General features: G+C 67.1%; 24 protein-coding genes and 3 tRNA genes. 2 read left to right on the forward strand and 25 right to left on the reverse strand.

The window, feature by feature from the left end:
- Nucleotides 1-61: 61 nt before the first annotated feature.
- From G528_RS0101035 to rplJ, 11 genes are all read right to left on the reverse strand, one after another.
- On the reverse strand, nucleotides 62-1303 hold the full coding sequence (locus G528_RS0101035) for an MCE family protein (protein WP_026917345.1): 1242 nt from the start codon (nucleotides 1301-1303) through the stop codon (nucleotides 62-64).
- Nucleotides 1300-2616 carry an MCE family protein gene (locus G528_RS0101040; protein WP_026917346.1) on the reverse strand — a complete coding sequence of 439 codons (1317 nt, stop codon included), beginning with the start codon at nucleotides 2614-2616 and terminating at the stop codon, nucleotides 1300-1302. Before G528_RS0101040 ends, G528_RS0101035 begins: the two co-directional genes overlap by 4 nt.
- On the reverse strand, nucleotides 2613-3878 hold the full coding sequence (locus tag G528_RS0101045; protein WP_026917347.1) for an MCE family protein: 1266 nt from the start codon (nucleotides 3876-3878) through the stop codon (nucleotides 2613-2615). The genes G528_RS0101040 and G528_RS0101045 overlap by 4 nt, the downstream gene beginning before the upstream one ends.
- Nucleotides 3875-4954: an MCE family protein gene (locus G528_RS0101050; protein ID WP_026917348.1), complete on the reverse strand. Its 1080-nt coding sequence runs from the start codon at nucleotides 4952-4954 to the stop codon at nucleotides 3875-3877. The genes G528_RS0101045 and G528_RS0101050 overlap by 4 nt, the downstream gene beginning before the upstream one ends.
- Before the next feature lie 2 nt (nucleotides 4955-4956).
- Nucleotides 4957-6039 (reverse strand): MCE family protein, encoded by a 1083-nt coding sequence (locus tag G528_RS0101055; RefSeq protein WP_026917349.1) that lies wholly within the window; start codon nucleotides 6037-6039, stop codon nucleotides 4957-4959.
- Nucleotides 6036-7346 carry an MCE family protein gene (locus G528_RS0101060; RefSeq protein ID WP_026917350.1) on the reverse strand — a complete coding sequence of 437 codons (1311 nt, stop codon included), beginning with the start codon at nucleotides 7344-7346 and terminating at the stop codon, nucleotides 6036-6038. Before G528_RS0101060 ends, G528_RS0101055 begins: the two co-directional genes overlap by 4 nt.
- Before the next feature lie 7 nt (nucleotides 7347-7353).
- Nucleotides 7354-8226 (reverse strand): MlaE family ABC transporter permease, encoded by an 873-nt coding sequence (locus G528_RS0101065; RefSeq protein WP_026917351.1) that lies wholly within the window; start codon nucleotides 8224-8226, stop codon nucleotides 7354-7356.
- A 2-nt stretch (nucleotides 8227-8228) separates the two neighbouring features.
- Nucleotides 8229-9035, reverse strand: coding sequence for an MlaE family ABC transporter permease (locus G528_RS0101070; protein WP_026917352.1), 807 nt, complete (start codon nucleotides 9033-9035; stop codon nucleotides 8229-8231).
- Entirely contained in the window at nucleotides 9032-10279 is a 1248-nt protein-coding gene (locus tag G528_RS0101075; protein ID WP_026917353.1) for an ABC transporter ATP-binding protein, read from the reverse strand. The genes G528_RS0101070 and G528_RS0101075 overlap by 4 nt, the downstream gene beginning before the upstream one ends.
- A 405-nt stretch (nucleotides 10280-10684) precedes the next feature.
- Nucleotides 10685-11077, reverse strand: a complete 393-nt coding sequence (gene rplL / locus G528_RS0101080; RefSeq protein ID WP_026917354.1) for a 50S ribosomal protein L7/L12 — start codon at nucleotides 11075-11077, stop codon at nucleotides 10685-10687.
- 123 nt (nucleotides 11078-11200) lie between these two features.
- Entirely contained in the window at nucleotides 11201-11731 is a 531-nt protein-coding gene (gene rplJ / locus G528_RS0101085) for a 50S ribosomal protein L10 (protein ID WP_026917355.1), read from the reverse strand.
- Between the two features lie 317 nt (nucleotides 11732-12048).
- Here rplJ and G528_RS0101090 point away from each other — a divergent pair, with 317 nt between their 5' ends.
- Entirely contained in the window at nucleotides 12049-13233 is a 1185-nt protein-coding gene (locus G528_RS0101090) for a glycoside hydrolase family 76 protein (protein WP_026917356.1), read from the forward strand.
- Nucleotides 13234-13348: 115 nt separating this feature from the next.
- A complete protein-coding gene (locus tag G528_RS16000) occupies nucleotides 13349-15418 on the forward strand; it encodes a CocE/NonD family hydrolase (RefSeq protein WP_051198159.1) in 2070 nt (689 codons plus the stop codon).
- 56 nt (nucleotides 15419-15474) lie between these two features.
- On the opposite strand, the gene G528_RS0101100 is transcribed toward G528_RS16000, so the two are convergent.
- The 14 genes from G528_RS0101100 to G528_RS0101165 all read right to left on the reverse strand — a co-directional run bounded on the left by G528_RS0101100 (nucleotide 15475) and on the right by G528_RS0101165 (nucleotide 24012).
- Nucleotides 15475-15969, reverse strand: a complete 495-nt coding sequence (locus G528_RS0101100) for a TIGR04338 family metallohydrolase (RefSeq protein WP_026917357.1) — start codon at nucleotides 15967-15969, stop codon at nucleotides 15475-15477.
- Nucleotides 15966-16781, reverse strand: coding sequence for a DUF2786 domain-containing protein (locus G528_RS0101105; protein ID WP_026917358.1), 816 nt, complete (start codon nucleotides 16779-16781; stop codon nucleotides 15966-15968). Before G528_RS0101105 ends, G528_RS0101100 begins: the two co-directional genes overlap by 4 nt.
- Nucleotides 16782-16865: 84 nt before the next feature.
- Entirely contained in the window at nucleotides 16866-17189 is a 324-nt protein-coding gene (locus tag G528_RS0101110; protein WP_026917359.1) for an AzlD domain-containing protein, read from the reverse strand.
- Nucleotides 17182-17922, reverse strand: a complete 741-nt coding sequence (locus tag G528_RS16005; protein WP_051198160.1) for an AzlC family ABC transporter permease — start codon at nucleotides 17920-17922, stop codon at nucleotides 17182-17184. Before G528_RS16005 ends, G528_RS0101110 begins: the two co-directional genes overlap by 8 nt.
- Before the next feature lie 76 nt (nucleotides 17923-17998).
- Nucleotides 17999-19150 (reverse strand): esterase/lipase family protein, encoded by a 1152-nt coding sequence (locus G528_RS16010; protein ID WP_051198161.1) that lies wholly within the window; start codon nucleotides 19148-19150, stop codon nucleotides 17999-18001.
- Between the two features lie 239 nt (nucleotides 19151-19389).
- The gene (gene rplA, locus G528_RS0101125; protein ID WP_026917360.1) at nucleotides 19390-20106 is read right to left on the reverse strand and encodes a 50S ribosomal protein L1; all 717 of its coding nucleotides are present in this window, start codon (nucleotides 20104-20106) and stop codon (nucleotides 19390-19392) included.
- Nucleotides 20107-20204: 98 nt separating this feature from the next.
- On the reverse strand, nucleotides 20205-20639 hold the full coding sequence (gene rplK / locus G528_RS0101130) for a 50S ribosomal protein L11 (protein ID WP_026917361.1): 435 nt from the start codon (nucleotides 20637-20639) through the stop codon (nucleotides 20205-20207).
- Nucleotides 20640-20710: 71 nt separating this feature from the next.
- A complete protein-coding gene (gene nusG, locus G528_RS0101135; RefSeq protein ID WP_026917362.1) occupies nucleotides 20711-21547 on the reverse strand; it encodes a transcription termination/antitermination protein NusG in 837 nt (278 codons plus the stop codon).
- A 54-nt stretch (nucleotides 21548-21601) separates the two neighbouring features.
- Nucleotides 21602-21994, reverse strand: coding sequence for a preprotein translocase subunit SecE (secE, locus tag G528_RS0101140; protein ID WP_026917363.1), 393 nt, complete (start codon nucleotides 21992-21994; stop codon nucleotides 21602-21604).
- 39 nt (nucleotides 21995-22033) lie between these two features.
- Nucleotides 22034-22106, reverse strand: a tRNA-Trp gene (locus G528_RS0101145).
- Between the two features lie 143 nt (nucleotides 22107-22249).
- Nucleotides 22250-23341, reverse strand: coding sequence for a fused (3R)-hydroxyacyl-ACP dehydratase subunits HadA/HadB (locus G528_RS0101150; RefSeq protein WP_026917364.1), 1092 nt, complete (start codon nucleotides 23339-23341; stop codon nucleotides 22250-22252).
- Nucleotides 23342-23548: 207 nt separating this feature from the next.
- Nucleotides 23549-23716: a 50S ribosomal protein L33 gene (gene rpmG / locus G528_RS0101155; protein ID WP_026917365.1), complete on the reverse strand. Its 168-nt coding sequence runs from the start codon at nucleotides 23714-23716 to the stop codon at nucleotides 23549-23551.
- 107 nt (nucleotides 23717-23823) lie between these two features.
- Nucleotides 23824-23897: transfer RNA gene (locus G528_RS0101160), tRNA-Met, on the reverse strand.
- 42 nt (nucleotides 23898-23939) lie between these two features.
- Nucleotides 23940-24012: transfer RNA gene (locus G528_RS0101165), tRNA-Thr, on the reverse strand.
- Between the last annotated feature and the right edge of the window lie 85 nt (nucleotides 24013-24097).

Below are 24097 nucleotides of genomic sequence, written 5' to 3' on the forward strand. Positions count from 1 at the left end.
ATCACGTGGGCCCCGTACCAATCCGCCGCCACTGTGACGCCGCGGCGGATCGGTGCGGAGATCACTTCGGATGAACACCCATCAGGGCCGCGAGCTGGGTCGCGATCGGATTGAGGTTCAACTTGTCCGGATCCTTCTTCGGGGTGTTGTCCCACGGCTGATCCATATCCGGGTTCGCCAGCTGCGCACGGCGCGCACCGCGGACGTCCGTCGGGCTGCCGACCGGGACGTCACAGTTGGCGGCCGTGTTGAACGGGAAGTCGTCGTAGTTGATGTCGAAGTCCGGATTCTTCTTCTTGATGTCCGCGATCATCTTCTCGGTCGACTCGTAACCGCGCGTACAGCTCGCGGGGTTACCCGTCTCCAATACGATGCCGAAGTGGATCTGTCCGTCGCCCGGCGCCGCGCTGTGGCTGCCCGCCGACAGCGCCGAGAGCATCGCGAACGTCATGCCGGTCGTGAACGACGCGGGTTCCGCGTGATGGAACGTCGCACCGAGCTGATGGATCAGCTTGGTCGCGTCGTCACCGTTGTCGCGCAGGAACTCCGAGACCGCCGTGCCCGCACCGGGAGCGTCCGACAGGATGCGGCGGACCGCCGGATCCGACGCCGCCAACTGAGCGGTGACCAGTTCGATGTTCTTCGACCACGCCAGGATCTCGTCGGACTGCTCGGCCTGCGTGCCGAGCACGGTGTTCGAGTTCTTGATCAGCGAGATCGTCGGATCGAGGTTCTTGACGCCCTCCTGCGACAGCTTGTCGAGGGAGTCGACGAGTCGGGTCAGGTTGTCGCCCTGACCGTTGAACGCCTTACCGAGCTCGGTGACGACCGTCTTCAACTTGTCGACCGGGATCGTCTTCGTCAGATCGATGGTGTCGGCGATGACGTTCTGCAGTTTGGGCGGCGTCGCGACGTCCGTGAGCGTGGAACCGTCCTTCAGGTACGGGCCCGCATTCGACACCGGCTGCAGGTCGATGAACTGCTCGCCGATGGCCGAGCGGTTCGCCAGCACCGGCTTCGCGGACGCGGGCACCTTCGGCGCACCGGACTTCATGTTCAGCGTGACCTCGACACCGTCGGGCACCATCTTCATGTCGCCGACGAGTCCGACCGGAACACCGCGGTAGGTCACCTCGGCGTTCTCGAAGACGCCGCTGGCGTCCTTCATCTTCATCGTGACCTTGTAGGTGGAGATGCCCACCAGCTGATCCAGACGTGCGTACTTGGCGCCCGTGTAGACGATCGCCAGCACGCCGATGATCACGAAGACCACCAGCTGAATCTTGACCAGACGTGTCGTCACTGGTCTTCACCTCCGACGAGCAGACCGAGCGGACCGTCGAGGAACGAGGCCTCCCCCGAGGGGAGCGCCGCGTACTGACTCTTCTTCGACGACTTCTTCTTTTTCTTCGGGTTCATCGGGTAGGTCCCACCCGACGGCGGCGTGTTGGGCCCCGGTTTCGAGTTCGGCGCCGGCGGCAGCAGCGAGATCGTCGGCCAGCCGTGCCGCGGGCCGTTCCCGTTGATCCACGGGTTGCTCGGATCGACCTTCGGCGGACGCACCTTCGGCGCCTGGTACTTCGGATCGCCCTGCCCGACGCCGAGCGCCTCGAGCTGATTCAGCAGACGGAAGTCGAGCGTCATGAACAGGTTCGTCGAGTCGCCGATCAAACCCGGCAGCAGGTCGTCGGGGAACGGGTGGGTCAGCATCAACGGCGCCGCGGTCACGGCGTCCTGAGCCGACTTCGCCAGCTCCGACAGAATCGGTCGCAGCGCACGCAGGTCGGTGATGATCTGCTTGTGGGCCTTGCCGAGGATGTCGGTACCGACCTCGCCGAGATCGTCGAGCTTGGTGAGCAGGTCCACGAACTGCGGGCGCTGCTCCTCGAGCACCTTGATACCCGCCGGAAGCTGGTCGAGGATCCGCTCGATCTGGTCGGTCTGCCGGTTCGCGCGGTCCGACAGGCGGCTCACGCCGTCGATCGCCCGGATGATGTCGTCACGCTGATCGTTGAGATTGCCGATCAGCTTCTCCGACTCGCGCAGCAGCGACGCGACCGTGTCCGGTCGATCACCGAGGGCCGTGTTCAGCGACGTGATGATCGGCTCGAGCTGGTTGATGCCGCCGCCGTTCAGCAGCATCGACAGCGCGCCGAGCAACTGCTCGATGTCGGTCGTCGTCCGGGTCCGATCGGTCTTGATGATGCGGGCCTCGGGCTGCCTCGGCTCCGCCGGCGTGATGCCGTCGGGCTCCGAGAGGGCCACGAACTTCTCACCGAGGAGGTTCGTCTGCTGAATCTTGGCCTGCGACTTGTCGGACAGGTCCACCGAGTTCTTCACCTTGACGGTGACCACGGCGTCCCAGCTGCCCTCGGGCACCTCGACCTTGGTCACCTGCCCCACCGGGATGCCGTCCATCTTGACCACCGACTGCGGCACCAGGTCGAGGATGTTGGCGAACTCGATCTTGTACTCGCGCGGGTTGTCACCGACGTCCACGCCACCGGGCAGCGGCACCGACTGGATGCCGGAACACGCCGTGGTCATGGTGAGAACCGCTGCGAGCGCTGCGCCGACAGCGGCGGCGCGTGCTCGCGTCGTCAGCTTCGCCTTCATCGCTGGCCTCCGGGGAGTCGCTTGTCGGGGTTGCCCGGGTTGGTTCCCGGTGCGGGATGCTTCTGCTGCTTCTTACCGCTCAGCAGACCGAACGGAAGGATCGGAAGCGTCGGCTCGAGCACACCGTCGGTGATCTGCTTCGCGACGCCCTTGCAGTTGTCGAGGACCGGCCGCATCTTCTTGCTGAAGTCCTTCGCCAGCGGATTGCCGGGAAGCAGGTTGCCCAGATCCAGGAAGCGGCACTGCGCTCCCAGCGGATCCTGAAGATCGGTCAGATTCAGACGCATCGCGACGGTGCCGGACTCCGCGTCGTAGGAGTTGATCAGGTTGCTGATGGCCAGCGGGAGGACCGTGAAGATCTCCAGCAGGTGATCCTTGTTGTCGAGCAGAGCCTGTCCGGTCGGCAGCAGATCGCGGATCGCGTCACCGAGCCGCTGGTTGTTGTCGGAGATGAATCCGGCGACATCGCCCAGTGCGTACGAGAGCGATTCGAGTGCCGCCCCGAGCTGCTTGCGCTCGTCGGCCAGGAACGTGTTGAACGACGCCATCTGCGTGTTGAACTGGCGCACCTGGGCGTCGTTCTCCCGCAGCGCCCCGACGAACACGTCGAGGTTCTTGATGGTGTCGCTCAGGTTCCCACGCCCGTCCGAGAGCGTGTTCGCGGCCTTCGACAGGTTCGCCATCGCGGCGCCCAGCTTCTCGCCGTTGCCGTCGAGGTTCTTGGCGAACGTGTCGACGAACTCGTTGACGGCGCCCTTCTTCTCGGGTCCGCCCGGCTTGTTGGCGCCCTCGGAGCCCAACGACTTCGACAGCTTCTGCAGGTTCTTGTAGATCGCATCGATCTCGACCGGGACCTTGGTCTGCTTCTCGGTGAGCGTGATGTCGCTGCCGGCCTCCGGACCGCCGGAGTACGCGGGCGTGAGCTGAACGTACCGGTCGGCGACGATCGAGGGGATGATCTGCACCGCACCGACGTTCTCCGGCAGCTTCACGCCGCGGTTGACGCGCATCTGCACCTCGACGGTCTCGCCCTGCGGCTCCACCTTCGTCACCTTGCCGACGTCGACACCGAGGACGCGCACGTCGCTGCCCTCGTAGATGCCGACCGTGCTCGCGAACGTCGCCCGGATCTTGGTGGTGCCGATGAGCGTGGACGCCCACCAGCCGCCGCCGGCCAGGATCAACGCCAGGATCACTCCGAGCGCGATGTAGACGATGTTGCGCTTGCTCAACAGAGCGGACTTCCCATCCGACGCCGTCATCGGCCGGCCCCCGTTCCGCCGTTAGTGAGATTCTTCTGCATGTTCGGCGGCCGCGTGGTGTTCTGCTGCGGCAGCGCCGGCGGCAGCATGTTCGTCACGGCCGACTCGAACCAGCGGCCGTTGCCGAGCACGTTCGCGTACAGGCGGTAGAACGGCGCCATATACGTCAGCGAATCGCGAACGTTCTTGTTCTGCCTGGTCAGCATGTCGGTGACGCCCTTGAGCGATTCCAGGGCCGGACCGATCTGCTCCTCGTTGTCGCGCACGATCCCGGTGAGCGCCTTACTCAGCGTCGTCGTGCTCGCGAGCAGTGCCGAGATGTCCTTCTGCCGACCGTTGAGCTCCTTGAGCAGGACGCCCGCACCGGCGATGAGTCGGGTGAACTCCTCGTTCCGGTCCGCGAGGATCTTCGACGACTCCTTGGTCGCCTTCAGCAGCTTCTGGACCTCCTGGTCCCGGCTGGCGATGGTGTTCGACAGTCGGGCGATGCCCTCGAGCGACGGGCCGATGTCCGAAGCCGTCCCCGAGAAGGCGTCCGACAGCTTCCGCAGCGACGTCGCCACCTTGTCGGTGTCGACGTTCTCGATCTGGTCGGCGGCATCGGAGAACGCCTCGATCACGTCGTACGGCGAGACCGTGTCGGTGAGCGTCTCGCGCGGATCGGCGAGCTCGCTGCCCCGCGGGTTCAACGCCAGGTACTTCTGCCCCAGGACGGTCTTGATCTGAATGGACGCCTGCGTCTGGTCCCCGATCCACGTGTTGTTCGCGCGGAAGCCGACATCGACCTTGTCGCCGTTGAGCGACACCTTGGTGACCTCGCCGACCTTGACGCCGGCGACGCGCACCTCGTTGCCCTTCTTGAGTCCGGCGGCCTCGCTGAACTGCGCGGTGTACTGCGAGCCGGCGCCCAGCAGCGGCAGATCCTTCAGGTAGAAGGACGAGACGGCCATCATGATCAGGACCACCAGGCCGAGCGCACCGATGCTGGTCGCGCTCCGTCGCCCGGCGAATCGACGGCTCTTCTTCGGCGCCGGATTCTCCGGTGCCGTATCGGGGGTGTTCGTCTGCTCAGTCATGGTCACCCGGGGTTCTGGTCAGCCCAGCACCGCGTCGCGGCGCTCGTGTACAGGACGTGGTTGATGTCGGGCAGCGGCACCACCGGCTGGGTGAGCAGCGTCGACTTGCCGTTGCCTGCGACGACGTCGATTCCGCAGAGGTAGAACTGGAACCACGAGCCGAAGGTGGCCGCGCGCCCGATCTTCTGCAGCTTCACCGGAAGGTTCGTCAGCATCTGCTCGATGTCGTCGGTGCGGGTGTTGAGCTGATCCGACAGCGACTTGATCCCGGCGATGTCGCCCTGGATGGCGGGCCGCGTCTTGCTCAGGATCGACCCGGTCACCGTCGTCAGGTTCGACACCGAGCTGATCGCCGAGCCGACCGAGTCGCGCTGGGCGGCCAGACCGGTCACCAGTTTCTCGGTGTTCACCAGCAGGCTGGTGAACTCGTCGTCGTTCCGGTTCACCGTGTCGAGGACCTTGGTGAGGTTGGTGATCATCTCACCGATCACCTTGTCCTTGTCCGCGAGCGAGTTCGTCAGCGACGAGGTCTCACTGATCAGCTGGCTGATCGTGGTGTCCATGTCGCCCTGGAAGACCTTGATCACGGTCTCCGCGAGCTTGTTCATGTCCTCGGGCGTCACCTGCTTGAACAACGGCCGGAAACCGTTGAACAGCTCGGTGAGGTTCACCGCGGGGTGGGTGCTGGTGTGCTTGGGCGTGTTCTCGAAGAGGTGCCCCTTGCCGACCGTGTCGTTCACCTGGCCCGGGCCCCGCTCGACCGCCATGTACCGCAGACCGGTGAGGTTCCGGTAGCGGATGTACAGCTGTGCGCCGCGCGGGAGGGTGTCGCGGTCGACGGTGAACTTCACGAGCGCCTTGTTGCGGTCGTGGATGTCCACCGACTCCACCTGTCCCACACGGACACCCGCGATGCGGACGTCGTCACCGGGGTTCAGCATGGCGGCGTCGTCGAACACCGCCTGGAAGCCGGTCTTGCCGCCGGCTCCGGCGTTGGCGATGGTGAGGCCGAGCATGGCGGTCGCGAAGACCGTGATCAGCGCGAACACCACCAGCTTCACCAGGGGTGCGATCATTCCCCTCATTTGATGGTCACCTGTGCTCCCTGCAGGGATCCTGCTCCGACGCCGACGACCCACGACGGGACCTCTTCGGGGCGGGTGCCCGAGGAGGCGGCGTAGATCGTCCGCAGCTTGGCCTCGTAGTCGTCATCTCCGGCACCCGGCATGGCGCTGAACTGCGGCTGCGGCAGATCCGGCCAGGTGCTCGGGCCGGCGTTGCGCGACGGCGGCTGGTAGGAGCCGTCCGGGATGCCGCCACCGGGGTACTGCGGGAACGGCCTGCCGTTGGTGGCCGGCGCGTAGCACCGGGCCGGCGGCTCGCGCCACAGCATGCGCGGCTCGTCCTGGTTCGGCAGGTACCGGCCGCGCGGGTTCACGAACTGCAGGTTCACGCGCACGCCCGGGTTCTTCGTTCCCTTGCCGACGATCGCCCCCGTCTTCGGGATGATCGTCGCGAAGTTGTTGAACATGCAGCCGAAGGTCGGCGACTGCTGCGCGAGCCCCTTGAGGAAGCCCTCGGAGTCGACGAACAGATCGACCATGTCCTTCTTGTTCTTCTTCAGGAACTTGGTGCCGTCGACGGCGGCGACGCCGACCGTCTCGATGGTCGAGCGCAGGTCGCCCTCCCGCTCGACGACCGTGTTGCCCGTGATCCGCAGGTTGTCGAGCGCGTCGATGATGCTCGGGACGGCCTCGGCGTACGTCTGCGAGAAGCTCGCCAGCCCCCGGATCGTGCCCTGCAGATCGTCCATGTTCGCGTTCACGCGACGGAAGATCGTGTCCAGACGGTCGATCGTCTCGCCGAGCTGCTGGCCGTTACCGCCGATCGCCTGCGAGATCGACGTGAGCGTGACGTTGAGATCCTGCGGCGGGATCGCCTCGATGACCGGCATCAGAGCGTCGAAGAGATCCTCGACCTCCTTGGAGTTGCCCTTCTTGTCGGTGTGGATCTCCGACCCGTCGTGCAGGGTCGACGAGACGTTCGTCGGCACCTGCAGTGCCACGTAGCGTTCGCCGAAGAGCGTCTTGGGCAGCACGCGCGCCGTCGTCTTGGACGGCAGGTTCTTGAGTTGGTCGGGCTTGATGCCGAGTTCGACGACGACCTGGCCGCCGGTCTTGACGTCGACGTTCTTCACGGTGCCGACGACCACGCCGTTGGCCTTGACGTCGGCGTTCTGCACCAACGCGTTACCGGCGTCGTCGGTCTTGAGCGTCACGATCGCGTAGTCGTCGAAGGTGCCGCGGAACTTCAGCACCGAGACGGCCAGCAGGCCGATCACGACGACGAAGAACAGCAGACCGAGCAGCCTGCGTTTCACAGTGGTCCCCACGTTTCCCTTAACCTCCCACTCGGATCGAGGTCGTCGTACCCCAGATCGCCAGGCCCAGGAAGAAGTCCATCACCGCGATGAGGACCAGCGCTGTTCTGACCGCGTGCCCCACGGCCACACCGACGCCCGCGGGGCCGCCGCTCGCGTAGTAGCCGTAGTAGCAGTGGACCAGGATGATCACGAAGGCGAAGATCAACACCTTGCCGAACGACCAGAGGACGTCCATCGGCGGCAGGAACAGGTTGAAGTAGTGATCGTACGAACCCGTCGACTGCCCGTTGAACACGGTGTTGACCGTTCGGGACGCCAGATAGGCGGCCAGGAGCCCCAGCACGTACAGGGGGATGACCGCGATGAATCCGGCGATCACGCGCGAGCTCACCAGGAACGGGATCGACGGGACGGCCATCACCTCGAGTGCGTCGATCTCCTCGGAGATCCGCATGGCGCCCAGCTGGGCGGTGAAGCCGCAGCCGACGGTCGCCGACAGGGCCAGTCCGGCCACCAGCGGCGCCACCTCGCGGGTGTTGACGTACGCCGACAGGAATCCGGTGAGGGCCTGGGAACCGATCTGATCGAGGGCGGCGTAACCCTGGATGCCGACCACCACGCCGGTGAAGCCCGACATGAGGACCATGACGCCCACCGTGCCGCCGATGACCGCCAGACCACCGGAGCCGAAGGCCACCTCGGCCAGCAGCCGGAGGACCTCGCGGGTGTAGTGGATCAGCGTCTTCGGGATCCACGCGAGTGCCCGCGCATAGAACGACATCTGCTCGCCGGCGCCGTCGAGCACCTTGAGCGGCTTGCCGAGCTGCTTGCGCGTCTCGTACAGGATGTATTCGGGCCGGTTCTTCGCGATCGTCACACCACGAGTCATCGCTAACCTACCTTCGGCGGGACGATCTGCAGGAAGACTGCAGTGATGATCAGGTTGGCGAAGAAGAGCAGCAGGAAGGTCACGACGACGGACTGGTTGACCGCGTCGCCGACGCCCTTCGGGCCGCCCTTCGGATTGAGACCCTTGTAGGCGGCGATCACACCGGCGATCACACCGAAGACCATCGCCTTGAAGGTCGAGACGTACAGGTCCGGCAGCTGCGCCAGCGCGCCGAACGAGGCGAGGTACGCACCGGGCGTACCGCCCTGGACCACCACGTTGAAGAAGTAGCCGCCACCGATGCCGACGACGGCGACCAGACCGTTGAGCAGCATCGCCACGAGCACCATCGCCAGCACGCGCGGCACCACGAGCCGCTGGATCGGGTTGATGCCCAGCACCTCCATGGCGTCGATCTCCTCGCGGATGGTCCGCGAGCCGAGGTCGGCCGCCACCGCGGAGCCGGCGGCTCCCGCCACAAGCAGCGAGGTCACCAGGGGTGACCCCTGCTGAACCACCACGAGCACCGACGCCGCACCGGTGTACGACTCGGCGCCGAGCTGCTTGATCAGCGAGCCCGTCTGCAGCGAGACGATGGCGCCGAACGGGATCGCGATGAGCGCGGTCGGCAGGATCGTGACGCTGGCGATGAACCAGGCCTGCTGAATGAATTCGCGCAACTGGAACGGTCGCACGAATGTCTGGCGGGCGACGTCGACGAACAGCTGAACGATGTTGCCGGTCTGGGTGAGTGCACCCTCACCGGCAGTCGCCACCTTGTCGACACCGCGCGTGGCGGCACTTGTCATGCCTGGTTACTCCCCTGTCCGTCTGACTCGTCACGGTTGACGTTGCGCTCGATGGCCGACGTGTCGATCGGCTCGGTGTGCGCCTCGTCTCCCCCGGTCTCCATGACCTCGGTCGGGGTGTCGATGACGTCCGTCGGACGATCGATCACCTGGGTGGTCGCCTGCGCCTGAGCCTGCGCGATGGAGTCGGCGCTGCTGAAATCGGTTGCGGCCAGGGCCACCAGCGTCGCATTGGAGTCGGGCAGTTCGGCACCGCGCGCGTCCTCCTCGGCGATCGAGTTGCGGATGGCCTCCTGCGCGCCCGGGGGCAGCGACGGCAGCATCGACAGGACGTTCGCGCGGTGACGGATCGCGGCCTTGCGGACCGGCATGTTCGGGTTCGGCTGCACCTGCGGGATGATCTCGGAGAAGTCGTCCTTCGTGCCGCCGCCCGAGATGCCCGCCGCCTGCATCTTGGCCTCCTCCGCGGCCGTGGCGTCGTCCTTCTCCTCGGACATGCCGATGGGGCCGAAACGGTCACCGGAGAGGAACTGTTTGACGACCGGCTGATCGGAGGTGAGGAGCTGCTCGCGCGGGCCGAACATGACCAGTTCCTTGCGGAACAGCATGCCGATGTTGTCGGGGATCGTGCGGGCGATGTTGATGTTGTGCGTGACGATGAGGATCGTGGCGTCGATCTCGGCGTTGATGTCGATCAGCAGCTGCGAGATGTACGCGGTGCGGACCGGGTCGAGACCGGAGTCCGGCTCGTCGCACAGGATGATCTCAGGGTCGAGGACCAGGGCGCGGGCGAGGCCCGCACGCTTGCGCATACCGCCGGAGATCTCGCCGGGGAGCTTGCCCTCGGCGCCGGCCAGACCGACCAGCTCCACCTTCTCCATGACGATGCGACGGATCTCGTCTTCCTTCTTCTTCGTGTGCTCGCGAAGCGGGAAGGCGATGTTGTCGTAGAGGGTCATCGAACCGAAGAGCGCACCGTCCTGGAACAGGACGCCGAACAGCTTGCGGATCTCGTAGAGCTCCTTGGCGGAGCACTCGGTGATGTCGGTACCGTCGATGACGACGGACCCCTGCTCCGGATGCAGCAGGCCGATCAGCGTTTTCAGGAACACCGACTTACCGGTGCCCGACGGACCGAGCAGTGCACTGACCTCACCCGCGGGCAGGGCCAGCGATACGTCTCGCCAGATGTTCTGTGAGCCGAACGACTTGGTGAGCCCTTCGACTTTGACCTCAACACCCACAGTGTCCCTCCAGACCTTTCATGTACCGAGAAGGCGGGGCGACAGTCGCCGTCCCACCCGAAGAGTCAGCCGCCGCTCACTCCGATGCGCCCTTTGTGGCTGCGGTCACTCTAACGCACTACCAGGCGTGGGACACAGTCGAGGTCGCCTCCGACGACCCCGGCCGCTTCCTGTACCCGTTAGTAACATCTCGGTGGCCTGAGAATACCCAAAGAACCCGGGTGGTCCAAAGCGACGGCCCTCCCCGTTCGAGACCGTGCTCACAAAACGACCCCGGCAGGCACCGCGGGCAGTCCCCGCCGAACACGATGCGGCCCGCGGGGATGATCCCCGCGGGCCGCATCGTTTCGCCGCCGTGGGCGGCAGGCTCCCCACCGGGAGCCGATTCTCACTTGAGCGAGACGGTCACTTGAGCGAGACGGAGGCGCCGGCCTCTTCCAGCTTGGTCTTGGCGGCCTCGGCGTCTTCCTTGCTGACCTTCTCCAGGAGTGCCTTCGGGGCACCCTCGACGAGATCCTTGGCCTCCTTGAGGCCCAGGCCGGACACGACCTCGCGGACCACCTTGATGACCTGGATCTTCTTGTCGCCCGCGCCCTCGAGCACGACGTCGAACTCGTCCTGCTCAGCGGCGGCCTCGGCAGCGCCGCCGGCAGCCGGGGCACCCGCGGCGGCAACGGCGACCGGAGCGGCCGCGGTGACCTCGAAGACCTCTTCGAACTTCTTCACGAAATCGCTGAGCTCCAGCAGGGTCAGTTCCTTGAACTGCTCGATGAGCTCGTCAGCGGTGAGCTTCGCCATGATGGCGTCCTTCCTTTGAGTCCCCGCCGGGCGGGGGCGCCTGCGGTGCAGGCTGGTTCATGGGGTGTGTCGGCGACCGTCGGCCGAGCCGGGCCGGAAGCCGTGGGTGGAGCATCCGAACGGTTACGCGGCGTCGCCGGCAGCGTCCTTCTTCTCCTGCAGGGCCGCCGCGAGACGCGCGACCTGCGACGCAGGCTGGTTGAACAGCCCTGCGGCCTTTGCCAAGTTGCCCTTCATGGCACCCGCCAGCTGTGCCAGCAGGACCTCGCGGGTCTCCAGGTCGGCGATCTGCTCGATCTCCGCCACGGACAGCGCACGGCCGTCCATGTAGCCGCCCTTGATGACCAGGTTCTTGTTGTCCTTGGCGAACTTCTTGATCGCCTTGGCGGCCACCACCGGCTCGCCTTCGATGAAGGCGATCGCGGTCGGACCGATGAACAGGTCATCGAGACCCTCAACGCCCGCCTCTGCGGCGGCACGCTTGACGAGGGTGTTCTTGGCGACGGAGTAGGTTGCGCCTTCGCCGATCGAACGACGCAGCTCCTGGAGCTGCGGCACCGACAGACCGCGGTACTCCGTGATCACTGCCGCATCGGCGCCGTTGAACTGATCGACGATCTCCGCGACTGCGGAGACCTTTTCAGCGTTAGCCATACTTCGCCTCCTCTCGTGTCACATTCGTCATGCCCGGCACGTACCGGACACTGCTGTCCAGACATCTGCGTTGGGAGGCGGGCGGCTCGATCGAGTCGGCCCCGAGAAGAGTGAAGCGCCCCGCGCAGGAGCACGGGGCGCACAGGGGCACGACGACCATGTCGTCACGAGACCGTTCCCGGTCTCACCACGTCCATCCTGCGTGGGCCGCCGACTCTCGTCGGGCCTTCGATCGGAACATGTCCGACGACCAACGGTCTCTGGTTGAACTGACGCGGTGAGACGGACTCACCGCACCGGCTAATAGGGTAACCGCCATGACCGGCGACACCAAATCCGTTCAACAGCGTGCGGCCGCGGCCCAGAAGGCCATCGCCTCGCGTCATCTTCGCCGCCTCGGCGGGTGGGTTCCGTTCACCCGGATCGGCGGGGTGGCCTGGCCGCGGCCGGGACGCCCGCTGTCGCGGACGCGCCTCACCGCGTCGTGGAACCTCTGGTGGCAGGCGCACCTGGTCGACCTGCTGGTCGACGGCTTCCACCACCGGCACGAGGATCACGTCGGCGTCACCGCCGCCCGCCTCCTGCGCAGCATCTGGTTGCGCAACGGCTTCCGGTGGACGAATCAGTACTACGACGACATGGCGTGGCTCGGGTTGGCGGCCGAGCGCCTCGACCGGATCGTCCCGCCGGAGCTCGATCCCGATCACTCGCGCGCGATCGGCACCCTGACCTCGACGATGCTCGACGCCTGGCGTCCCGACATCGGGGGCGGGATCCCCTGGCGGACCACGGACACCTTCTTCAACGCTCCCGCCAACGGACCGGCGGCGATCCTGCTGGCCCGCACCGGTCACGGCGAGCGCGCCGTGGAGACGGCCGACTGGATCGATCACGAGCTGCGCCTTCCGTCGGGGCTCATCGCCGACGGACGCTGGGTTCGGGCGAACGGCGAGACCGAGCTCGACGACGCCGTGTTCACCTACTGCCAGGGCGTCGCCCTCGGCGCCGAGGTGGAGGCCCACCGGCTCACCGGCGACCGAAGGCACCTCGACCGCATCGACTCGCTGCTCACCGCCGTCACGGCCGAGATGACCACCGACGGCGTCATCCGCGGAGCGGGCGGCGGCGACGGCGGCCTGTTCGCCGGGATCCTGGCGCGGTATCTGGCGTTGGTCGCCACCGACCTGCCCGCGGACGCCCCCGGGGCGGGCGAACTCCGCGACCGCGCCGCCCGCCCGGTCCTGGCGAGCGCGGATGCGGCGTGGTCGAACCGAGCGGTCGACGCCGACGGGCTCCCGCTGTTCGGCGCGTCGTGGGACGTCCCGGCTCGACTGCCCGACGGCCGGGGGCCCGCCGCGCGGAAGGTGGGCGGCGCCGTCGCGTCCTCCCGGGTCCCGGAACGCGATCTGTCGGTCCAGGTGTCGGCCGGAATCCTGCTCGAGGCGGCCGTCGCCATCACGACGGGGTCAACGGAGCACATCGGTTCGGCAACCCCGGATTAACAATCTGGTACTCGATCGTTTTAGATTGAGAGGGGTTCGCGTGACACAGCACACAGGCGACGTCACGGAGACCGGAGGCCACACCGGCCTCCGTCGACTGCAAAGGGGACCGAGTATGACGCTCCAATACGACGCCGGCGACTTCGATGCGCACGGTGAGGACAGCGCCGCTCGGCAGACTCGCGCCCCGGGTCCTCTGCACCCCGCACCCGAGTACCGCGATGCCGCGGGCGGCGTCGCCGGTCTCGAATGGCGTCGCGCCGTCGACGGCCCCAAGACCTATCCCCGTGTCGCGATCGACCGGAGCGTCACCCTCACCATGAGCGACGGCGTCCGACTGCGCGCCACCATCGTCCGGCCGGCCAATCGACTCGGCCTCCCGGTGCGGACCCCGTTCCCGGCGATCCTCAACGTCAACCCGTACAACCGCGCCGTCCTCGACGGCATCGACCATCTGCTGCACGCCCCCGTGATCGGATCGGCCGTCCAGACCGCCAGCGCCACCCTGACCACCGACGAGGGATCGCTCGCCGGCGTCTCGCGCCTCACCCGCACCTTCTCGAAGGGCCTGTGGGACGTCTTCGGCATCAACCGGAACCTCGTGCGGTCGGGATACGTGCAGGTGCTCGTCGACGTCCGCGGCACCGGCTCCTCGCACGGCAAGTGGGAGATCCTCAGCGCACGCGAACAGCTCGACAGCGTCGAGGTGATCGACTGGATCACCGAGCAGTCGTGGTGTTCGGGCGCCGTCGGCATGACCGGCTGGTCGTACTCGGCGATCAACTCGCTGCAGACCGCGAGTCACCGCCCCGAGGCGCTCAAGGCCGTGTTCGCCGTCGAGGGCAGCGAGGACGTGGTCCGCGACATCTACATCACCGGCGGCATGCCGTCGGCCTTCATCCCCCTGTGGCTGGCGTTGGTCAACGGACTCAAGTGGCTGCCGAATCCGGCGACCGCGGTCGCCGACCTGATCCGCGGCGACGCCTATCGTTGGGCCGCATCCCGCATCCTGTCCCCGGCCACCGAGATCCCGTCACTGCTGTGGGGCTTCCTCACGGCGCGCGACGAGCGGATCTTCGACGACCCCTACTTCACCGAGCGCGATCCGGTGGTCGAGAACATCGTCTGTCCCACGTTCACCGTCGGCGGCTGGCACGATCTGTTCGGTCGCAGCGCCACCCGCGTGTACCGGAAGCTCCAGTTGGAGCCGGGTCGCAAGCAGGCGCTCATCGCCGACGGCTATCACCTCGACCCCGGGTGCGACCACGAGCGCGAGTACACGCCGCCTCGGCTCGACGTGCTGCAGCGTGCGTGGTTCGACCGCTGGCTCAAGGGGGTCGAGAACGGCATCGACGAGTACGGTCCGGTGACCCTCGAGCAGCAGGGCGGCGGCTGGTCGTGCGGTCCGTCGTTCCCGCGGCGCGAGGTGGCCCCGCGGCGACTGTTCCTCAGCGAGGAGCCCACCGGGACGGCGGCCCACGCGCAGCACGACGGCAGCCTCCGCGCCGCCCCGGCCTCCCGGCGCCGGTCGCTGCGGATCCGCCCGAGCCTGAACGGCTTCGCCTCACGCGACGTCTCGCAGGTCACCGCAGGTCTGACGATGGTCCTCGGCGAGCGGTTCACCACCGACGCCCGGTATCAGGAGGAGTCGGGGCTGTCGTTCACCAGCGAACCGGTCGCGACGCCGACGCAGCTCTCCGGTGAGATGAACCTGCGGCTCAACGTCTCGACCACGGCCCACGAGGGGATCTGGGCGGTGACGATCAACGACGTGGCTCCGGACGGCACGTCGACCGTCCTCACCAACGGGGCGTTGACCGCCTCGAACAGGGCGCTCGACACCGAACGCTCCACCTACACCGACGACGGCGTCCTGCTGGACGCATACCACTTCCTCACCCGGGAGCGGCGTCTCCCGGTCCCCGCCGACGAACCGATCCGGATCGACGTCGACCTGGTGCCGACCGACGCGGTCCTGCAGCCCGGGCATCGCCTGCGGGTGGACGTGTACGCGGCCAGTGTGCCGCGGTACCTCACGATCGTCCCGGACCTCATCAAGGCGCGCGGTCGCCGCCAGCAGTTGGTGCTCGACCCGGGCAAACCCAGCTACCTCACGTTCCAGACCGACGGCGACCTCGGCGCCGACGTGTTCCCGCCGCACCGGTACGTCGCCCCCACCTCCTGACCCCCCAGGACAGCCGGAGCCCCCAGGCAGCCGGAGCCCCCAGACAGCCGGGGCCCTCAGGACAGCCGAAGCCCGAAGTCACCCAGGATGACGCGGTACACCAGGGCCGCCTCCGGTCCGAGGACGGCGTCCACCAGGTCGACCAGGGTCGCGAGGTACACCGGGCCGTGCGGTGGATCGGCCAGCGGATCGAGGTGGTGGGCCAGTTCGTGCAGGACGACCGTCTCCCGCAGCGCCCACCGGCCGTCTGCGGAGTCGGGGACCGCGATCGTCGCCCCCTCCCGCTCGTAGTGGGCGGCGCGATCGCCGCGCCTGCTCCGGACCGCCACCGGCATCACCGCCCGCTCGAACCGCTCGGTGATCGCCGGCATCCGCCGCACCCGCTCCACATAGCTCCGCACGTCGTCGGATGAACCGAACCGTCCCTCCGGCGGGAGGGTCAGCTCGGTTCCCGCGAGTTGAACGGTGTGGGCGCCGCCTGCTCTGTCGAACAGGCGGCGGATCATCGCCTCGGCCTCGTAGACCCGCGACCGGGTGCTGTCTCGGCTCACGGTTCGATGGCGCCGCGGGGCCCGCCGAATTCGGGGTCGGCACCCAGTCGGGCGCGTCGTCCCGCACGGTCCCCCGCGGCGCGCGCGGCGCTCGAATACCCGGCTGACGAGCGGTTCGCCCGCCACGTGCCGCGGGCCGTCGACGCGGTCCGATAGTAGTCGCGAACCTCGATCTCCTTGTCCCGCAAGGCGAGTGCGGTCGATGCCGTGGTGTCGCGACTGTCGGCCTCGCGACGCTGTTCGTCACGCGCCTCCTGGAGGCGGGCGCCGATCCTGTTGGCGAACGCGGATTGGAAGTTGAGGCGGGCGGTGATCGGCGCCAACTGCTTCTCCTGCACCACCCGGCGGCGGACGAACCCCCGCGTGGAGGTGACCACCTGGCGCGAGGTCTGTCCCCGGTACGCACCGGATTTCAGGTAGGCGTCGCTCGCGGCGACCATCTGCACCACGAGGGACGTGTACAGGGCCTCGCAGGCGTCGATGTCGGCGGCGAACCCGTAGGCCAGGACGAACGTCGAATTCGACGCCACATCGCACGTCACGTCGTTGGCCTGCGCGATCTGTACGAACAGGGCGACGTAGGTCCGCAGGCCCCGTTTGCCGGCGGCGCCGATCTCGATGCGCCGAGTGATCGGGGCGGCCGCGGCCCGGGCGGCGGCATCGTGCGCCCGCGCCACGGCGAGGTCGATCGACGCCGCGGTCGCCAGTCGCTGAGCCGCGGCCATGAACGCCTCGGCCTCGTGCTCGTTGTCGGTCCCCTCGGCCTGCCGGAGCAGTCCGCCGATCTTGGTGAGCAGTTTGTCGTCGCGCATGCCCCAAGGCTAATCGGGTGGGACGCGACGGCCGATCCCGCCATCCACAGGAAGGATCATCCCGCCATCCGCACGGCGTCACCGTCAGAGCAGGGCCAGCAGACCGACGTAGGCGAGTGTCCCGAGTCCGACGCTGAGCAGCGTGCGACGCCCGCACCCGAGGTGGACGACCACGGTCACCGCCGCCGCGACGAGGGCCGCCCCGACGCGCCCGTCGGTGTCGAACGTCGACTGCAGGGTCGATGCGGCGAGGATCCCGAGAATGCCCGCGGGCAGCCAGGCGGACAGCGTGATGAGCACCCGCGACTGACGCAGCGGCGCCAACACCGCGAACGGGAGTGCACGCAGCGCGAAGGTGATGAACAGGACGGTCACCAGCACCGCGACGAGGTAGGTCGTCTCAGGCATCCGAATCTCGCATCCCGTCGGCTCCCCGCGCCCGCTCGATGACGTACCGCACCACGAGCAGACCCACGAAGACCGCCATGGCCGTGAACAGCACGGCGTCCGGCGTGAGGACCAGTGCGAACCCGAACGCCAGACCGGCCAGCAGCAGCGACGGAACCTGGGCCCGGGTCCGGCAGGCGTCGAGCGTCAAGGTGATGAACAGCGCGCACAGCGCGAACTCCAGGCCCTCGATCGGACCGGAGAGCAGCGAGCCGATCAGCACCCCGAGCAGACCGCCGCCCACCCAGTACACCTGCAGGGCGACCTGCGCGGCCAGCAGACGCGGGTGGGTCCAGGTTCCGGGCGCGGCCGCCGTCACCGCGTACGTCTCGTCGGTCAGCGCGTACACCGAGTACAACCGCGCGAGCCGTCCGCGGACCACGCGGAGCGGGAACGAGAGCGCATAGAACACGTGCCGGAAGTTGACCAGCAGTGTGGTCAACGCGATGGTCGCCACCGGCGTGACGGTCGCGATCATGCCGACCAGCAGCAGTTCCAACGACCCCGCGTAGGCCATGAACGACAGTGCGGGCGCCACCCACCAGGACAGCCCGTGCTGGATCACCAGCAGCCCGAAGGCGATGCCGAGCGGAACGATGCCGAGTCCGGCAGGCAGCGACAGCCGCACGCCGGTCACGATCTCCGCGCGGACGCTCGGGTCACGCGTCGTCTCGTGTTCGGGCGGCGGTGTCACGAATAGAGCATCGCACAGCTCCCCGGCGGCGACGATCTCCGGCGGCGGGCCCCGGGCCGCCGTCTCGGCATCGGCGTCAGAAGCTGAAGAACCAGGGGTTGCCCGCACAGGTGAGTGCGTCGAACCGCTTCGGGTCCAGGGTGCGCAGCGCGATCGACACCGCTCGCGGCGAGTACGACATGGACACGTGATCGGACGTGTCGGCCTCGCAGCCGTCCTGCAGCGTGATGTTCCTGACGTTCCGGTAGCCGCGGATGAACGTGAGGTCGTACGGCGTGGTGACCTCGTCGTACCGGGAGCCGACGATCGTGTAGTCGACATCCGGGTAGATCCGCCGCTGATCGGGGTCGCGGTAGGGCGGCCGGTTGTTCACATACTTCACGGTCGGCGAATCGACGGTCTGGTCGATCCCCGCCGATCCGACGAGCAGGGTCACCGGCGCCAGGACGTCGATCCCGATGTTGTTGATCCCCCGCCCGAGGGCGCCGATGCCCAGGAGGGTGGTCCCGTTGTTGGTGGCCCCGTAGCTGATGAACTCGTCGACCTTGCGATGCCCGTTCCACCGCTTCATCCAGTAGCGGCCGAGAAGCCCGCCCTGGGAGTGCCCGATGAGATCGATCTTCTCGGCGCCCGTCTTCGCGAGCACCTTGGTGATGTACGGATCGATCTGCTCTGCCGAGCGGCTGACCTTCGCCACGCCGTTGGCCCCGGGCAACACGGTGCCCAGGCCGCCGACGTCGAGCAGGTCGGTGCGGCCGTAGTTCGGCGTGAAGACACAGAATCCCGCCTTCTTCAGCGCGGGTGCGAACGCCGCCCAGTTGTCGTAGGCGTTCTCCCAGGTGCCGTGCAGGAGGACGACGGGGTTCTGTCCGGCCTTGGGCTTGCAGTTCCAGTCGTTGGCACCCGGGGGCGCGACCCGCGGGTGCACCTGGCTGTAGGCGAAGGCGGGCCAGAAGCCGCGCTGCCGGGGCCCGACGCCGACGGTCGGCGGGATCGGGGGCAGCTTCCGGGTGGGTCCGGTCCAGTCGGCGTCCGTGGCGAGTCCGTTGACCGCCCGGCGTCCGTCGGGGGAGCCGGCGTTGATGTAGTCGGTGAGCTGCTGCGCCATGTCGGCGGCGGATGCCGCGGTCGGCGCCGCCTGTGCGGGCCCGACGGCGGGCGGCACGGTCAGCATCGTGATCGCCGAGGCCGCGGCGACCGCGCCGCGCCACCGGGTTGACACTCTCATCGTCGACCGTCCCCTCCCGCTACATTACTCGTTAGTAACCTTACAATTGAGTAAGAACGTTAGACCTGGATCACACCCGCGTCAAGACGTGCCTCGGCACCGACACTCCACAGCACCGACACTCCACAGCACCGCCGAAAACCACAGCACCGCCGAAAACCACAGGGCGCCTCCCGCATGTGCGGGAGGCGCCCTGTGAGATCTGATCGAAGCCGCCCCGAGAGATCGGGTCCGGCGGATCAGGCCTGCGGGACCTCGGTGAAGTTACGTGAGACCTGCGGGTCCACCGGGATGCCCGGGCCCGAGTTGGTCGACACGGTGACCTTCTTGACGTAGCGACCCTTCGCCGCCGACGGCTTGGCGCGCATGATCTCGTCGTACGCGGCACCGTAGTTCTCGGCGAGCTTGGCGACGTCGAACGACGCCTTCCCGATCACGAAGTGCAGGTTCGCGGCCTTGTCGACGCGGAAGTTGATCTTGCCGCCCTTGATGTCGTTGACGGCCTTCGTCACGTCCATCGTCACGGTGCCGGTCTTCGGGTTCGGCATCAGTCCGCGCGGGCCCAGAACGCGGGCGATCCGGCCGACCTTCGCCATCTGATCCGGCGTCGCGATCGCGGCGTCGAAGTCGAGCCAACCGCCCTGGATCTTCTCGATCAGGTCCTCGGCGCCCACCTCGTCGGCGCCCGCGGCCGCGGCCTCGGTGGCCTTGTCGCCGGCGGCGAACACGATCACGCGCGCCGTCTTACCGGTGCCGTGCGGCAGGTTGACGGTGCCGCGGACCATCTGGTCGGCCTTGCGCGGGTCGACGCCCAAGCGGACGGCGACCTCGACGGTGGAGTCCGTGTTCTTCGACGACGTCTCCTTCGCGAGTTCCACAGCCTCCAGCGGACTGTAGAGCTTGTCGCGATCGATCTTCTCTGCGGCGGCCCGGTAGGCCTTGCTGTTCTTGCTCATGGTGCTCTGTTCCTTCTCCCCGTCGATACGGGAGTCAGTGGTGACTGGGCCGAGCGCGGCCCTCCCACAGGTGTTCGGTGATGTGTCCGGCGGAGCCGTCAGCCCTCGACCGTGATGCCCATCGACCGTGCGGTGCCGGCGATGATCTTCGCGGCGGCGTCCGTGTCGTTGGCGTTCAGGTCCTCGGCCTTGGTCTTGGCGATCTCACGGACCTGGTCCATGGTCACCTTGCCGACCTTGTTGACGTGCGGCTCGCCCGAGCCCTTCTGCTGATTGGCCGCCTTGAGCAGCAGCTTGGCCGCCGGCGGGGTCTTCAGCTTGAAGTCGAACGAGCGGTCTTCGTACACGAAGATCTCGACCGGGATGACGTTGCCGCGCTGCGATTCGGTCGCCGCGTTGTACGCCTTGCAGAACTCCATGATGTTCACGCCGTGCTGACCGAGCGCCGGACCCACGGGGGGCGCCGGGTTGGCCTGGCCCGCCTGGATCTGGAGCTTGATGATCCCGGCGATCTTCTTCTTCTTGGGAGGCATCTCTCTTGTCCTTTTTCCTACAGATCCGCGCACGCTGGATACGCGGAAGTCTCGTTGTGCCGGTCGGGAGCCTAGAGCTTCTCGACCTGGTTGAAGCCGAGCTCGACCGGCGTCTCGCGGCCGAAGATCGACACCAGCACCTTCACCTTGCGCTGCTCGGTGTTGACCTCGCTGATCGACGCGGGCAGGGTCGCGAACGGCCCGTCCATGACGGTGACCGACTCGCCGACCTCGAAGTCGACCTCGACGAGGTTGCCCGCCGCAGCGGCGGCAGCCTCGACGCTCTCGCCCGCGGCGGCCGCGGCCTTGGCGGCCTCGGCCTTGCGGACCTCGGCGCGCGGCAGCAGGAACTGCAGCACCTCCTTGAGCGACAGCGGCGACGGGCGCGACGTCGTCATACCGATGAAACCGGTGACGCCCGGGGTGTTGCGGACGGCGCTCCACGACTCGTCGTTGAGATCCATCCGCACCAGGATGTAGCCGGGAAGGACCTTGCGGTTGACCTTCTTCGGCTGACCGTTCTTGATCTCGGTGACCTCTTCGGTGGGAACTTCCACCTGGAAGATGTAGTCGCCGACGTCGAGGTTCTGCACGCGGGTCTCGAGGTTGGTCTTCACCTTGTTCTCGTACCCCGCGTAGGAGTGGATGACATACCAGTCACCCGGCGCGCGGCGCAGTTCGGCCTTCAGCTTGGCGACGGGGTCGACTTCCTGCTCCGACTCCTGCTCGCCCTCGGCGTCCGCCGCGACGGTGTCGTCGGCGGCAGCGGTGTCGGCACCGGCGTCGCTCGCCCCGTCCTGCGTGACCCCGTCCTGCGTGACCCCGTCCTGCGTGACCTCTGCCTGCGTGGCCTCGGGGGTCGCGTCACCGGTCTCCGGCGATTCGATCTCATTCTCCGGGGTGCTCACTGCCCCACGCTCCTTCGTTGGTCACTCGGGCCGGTGAGCCCGCTGTCATGCCTGTCAGCCGAACACCAGCAGAGTCAGCTTGGCGAAGCCGATGTCCAGTCCCGAGACGATCGCCGTCAGGATCACCACGAACACGAAGACCGCGATCGTGTAGGTGATCATCTCGTTGCGCGTCGGCCAGATGACCTTGCGCAGCTCCGAGATCACCTGCTTCAGGAAGATCCAGATCCGCATGAACGGGTTGCGCGTCGTGCTCGCTTCCGTCGTCGTGCGGGTGCTGGTCCGGTCGGCCACGGCGGTGGCCGAACCGGCGCCCGCCGCGCGACGGCCACGGGCCGACCGCTTGCCGCTGGGACGCAGTTCAGTGGCGTCGGACTGTTCCAGGTCGTCGTTGTCGATCACCTGATCGTCATCGACGCCGGGAGCCTTGCGATCACGCTTGGCCACCTTCTCACCGATCCCTTCGTCTGCTGGTGCCCCGATGGGCAGGGGCGACAGGACTTGAACCTGCAACCTGCGGTTTTGGAGACCGCTGCTCTGCCAGTTGAGCTACGCCCCTTCGCGCGGACCCGTCGACCCGCACGTGTCCGAGCCTAACAACACCAACGCGCCACCCTCAGGGCAGCGCGCAAGTCGAGAGAACATCAGACTCAGTCAGTGTAGAGCAAAGCCGCCGCTCGCCCCAACTCGCACGCAGCGAAGTCAGTTGAACTGGACCTTCGCCTGCGCCCGACCGAAGATCTTGCGGTCGCCCTGCTTGCCGACGAGTGCGATCACGCCGCGTCGCGTCTCCGGGTCGAGCGATTTGATCCGTCCGGTGAAGTCGACGTGCGCGGCCCCCACCGGGGGAACGTACACCGGGCTGGTGAAACGCACGTTGTACTCGTAGATCGCTCCGGGGTCGCCGACGAAGGCGCCGAGCACGCTCGCCCCGAGCCCCATCGTCTGCATGCCGTGCGCGACCACGCTCTCGAGTCCGAGCGCGCGGGCCACCTCCGGCGAGAAGTGGATCGGATTCGGGTCGCCCGCCACGCCCGCATAGTTGACGAGGTTCCCCAGAGTCAGGGACTTGGTGACCACCGGCAGCTCCTGGCCGACCTCGAGGGTGTCGAAGTCGATCGCGCCGTACGCCTTGGGCTCCACCGCGGGGTCGGGGTCGTCGTACCGGTCGAACGGGCCGAACACGGTCTTCCCGACGGCCGGCGTCGAGTCGACGTGCATCATCACGTCGCCGAGGGTGGCCACCAGATCCGGGTCGACGTCCGCGGCGGCCCGCGCCACCACCGACGTGTGCGTGGTCATGACCGGCTCGTCGTACTGGTTCCAGATGATGTTCTTGCTGACCAGGAGATCGGCTCCCATCGACTGCCGGAACGATTCGAGCGAGACGTCGCACACCAGGCGGTCGCCGAGACGGATCGGCTGGTGGAACTCCAGACGCTGGTCGGTCTGCATGATCTGCCACATGTCGTAGCCGGTGATGACGTCCTCGAAGAGGCGTCGCTGCGCGATCAGCCCGAGCACCGACACGAAGGTCGGCGCGGCGATCATCGTCTCGTGGCCGGCGGTCACGGCGGCGTCGATGTCCCAGTAGACGGGGTGATCGTCCTGGACGGCGCGCGCGTGCTTGCGGATCTCCTGGCGTCCGACCTCGTAGTAGTCGTCCACCGTGTAGGTGAAGCCCACCAACGACTTCGTGTGCTCGGCGACCTCCTGCGCCGTCAACTCTCCGGACTGCAGGGCCTCGATGGCCGAGATTGTCTGCGCATCGCATTCATCGACGATCGCCGTCATCTTCCACACACCTCTCGCGCGGCATCCACCTGCCGCTCACACTCACGATTCGACCAGACGATTCTGCGCCCCCGCCGGCCCGAGGACAATGCAGAAGCGGGACAACTCACACTGTGAGCTGTCCCGCTTCGGTACAGGTCTGTCGGCCGTCACGGCCGCACCACTATGCCGGCCACCCGCTTCGGGTGGCGGCGCAGTGGCGACGCGTCAGCGCGATTCCTTGTGGTTCTCGTGCTTGCCGCAGTTCGGGCAGAACTTCTTGATCTCGAGACGATCGGGATCGTTGCGACGATTCTTCTTGGTGATGTAGTTGCGGTGCTTGCACACCTCACACGCCAAGGTGATCTTGGGCCGCACATCGGTTGACGAAGCCACGTTGTTGCCTACTTTCGCGTCTTGCAGTTCTTCGGACCCACGCTTTGAGGCCCGCAGTCCCACCGGCGTAGGCGGTGTTCGGGCTCGAAGCCGAGCTCGAGGATGTGTAGCGGTGGGGGGACTCGATCCCCCGACCTCACGATTATGAGTCGTGCGCTCTAACCAGCTGAGCTACACCGCCTTGCTGTTCAGCCCCGACCGCCTGGGCGGCCCGGACCGAGCGAGCCCCCTGACGGAATCGAACCGTCGACCTTTTCCTTACCATGGAAACGCTCTGCCGACTGAGCTAAGGGGGCGTGCACCCGGATCGGATCACTCCGTTCCGAAGAGCCTCAGCGAGCTTACACAGCGGCCTCGGCTTTGACCAAAAGCACTGGTCTC

The organism is Gordonia shandongensis DSM 45094, assembly GCF_000423025.1.
GTDB classification, from domain to species: Bacteria; Actinomycetota; Actinomycetes; order Mycobacteriales; family Mycobacteriaceae; genus Gordonia; species Gordonia shandongensis.

Excerpts from the sequence above, each read along its gene's own strand:
- G528_RS0101050 (WP_026917348.1), bottom strand. The coding sequence starts at position 4,954 with ATGACTGAGCAGACGAACACCCCCGATACGGCACCGGAGAATCCGGCG.
- G528_RS0101105 (WP_026917358.1), bottom strand. The coding sequence starts at position 16,781 with ATGCGCGACGACAAACTGCTCACCAAGATCGGCGGACTGCTCCGGCAG.
- G528_RS16000 (WP_051198159.1), top strand. The coding sequence starts at position 13,349 with ATGACGCTCCAATACGACGCCGGCGACTTCGATGCGCACGGTGAGGAC.
- G528_RS0101055 (WP_026917349.1), bottom strand. The coding sequence starts at position 6,039 with ATGAGGGGAATGATCGCACCCCTGGTGAAGCTGGTGGTGTTCGCGCTG.
- G528_RS0101090 (WP_026917356.1), top strand. The coding sequence starts at position 12,049 with ATGACCGGCGACACCAAATCCGTTCAACAGCGTGCGGCCGCGGCCCAG.
- rplL (WP_026917354.1), bottom strand. The coding sequence starts at position 11,077 with ATGGCGAAGCTCACCGCTGACGAGCTCATCGAGCAGTTCAAGGAACTG.
- rplA (WP_026917360.1), bottom strand. The coding sequence starts at position 20,106 with ATGAGCAAGAACAGCAAGGCCTACCGGGCCGCCGCAGAGAAGATCGAT.
- G528_RS0101070 (WP_026917352.1), bottom strand. The coding sequence starts at position 9,035 with ATGACAAGTGCCGCCACGCGCGGTGTCGACAAGGTGGCGACTGCCGGT.
- G528_RS16010 (WP_051198161.1), bottom strand. The coding sequence starts at position 19,150 with ATGAGAGTGTCAACCCGGTGGCGCGGCGCGGTCGCCGCGGCCTCGGCG.
- rplK (WP_026917361.1), bottom strand. The coding sequence starts at position 20,639 with ATGCCTCCCAAGAAGAAGAAGATCGCCGGGATCATCAAGCTCCAGATC.
- G528_RS0101045 (WP_026917347.1), bottom strand. The coding sequence starts at position 3,878 with ATGACGGCGTCGGATGGGAAGTCCGCTCTGTTGAGCAAGCGCAACATC.
- G528_RS0101040 (WP_026917346.1), bottom strand. The coding sequence starts at position 2,616 with ATGAAGGCGAAGCTGACGACGCGAGCACGCGCCGCCGCTGTCGGCGCA.
- G528_RS0101110 (WP_026917359.1), bottom strand. The coding sequence starts at position 17,189 with ATGCCTGAGACGACCTACCTCGTCGCGGTGCTGGTGACCGTCCTGTTC.
- rplJ (WP_026917355.1), bottom strand. The coding sequence starts at position 11,731 with ATGGCTAACGCTGAAAAGGTCTCCGCAGTCGCGGAGATCGTCGATCAG.
- G528_RS0101065 (WP_026917351.1), bottom strand. The coding sequence starts at position 8,226 with ATGACTCGTGGTGTGACGATCGCGAAGAACCGGCCCGAATACATCCTG.
- G528_RS0101150 (WP_026917364.1), bottom strand. The coding sequence starts at position 23,341 with ATGACGGCGATCGTCGATGAATGCGATGCGCAGACAATCTCGGCCATC.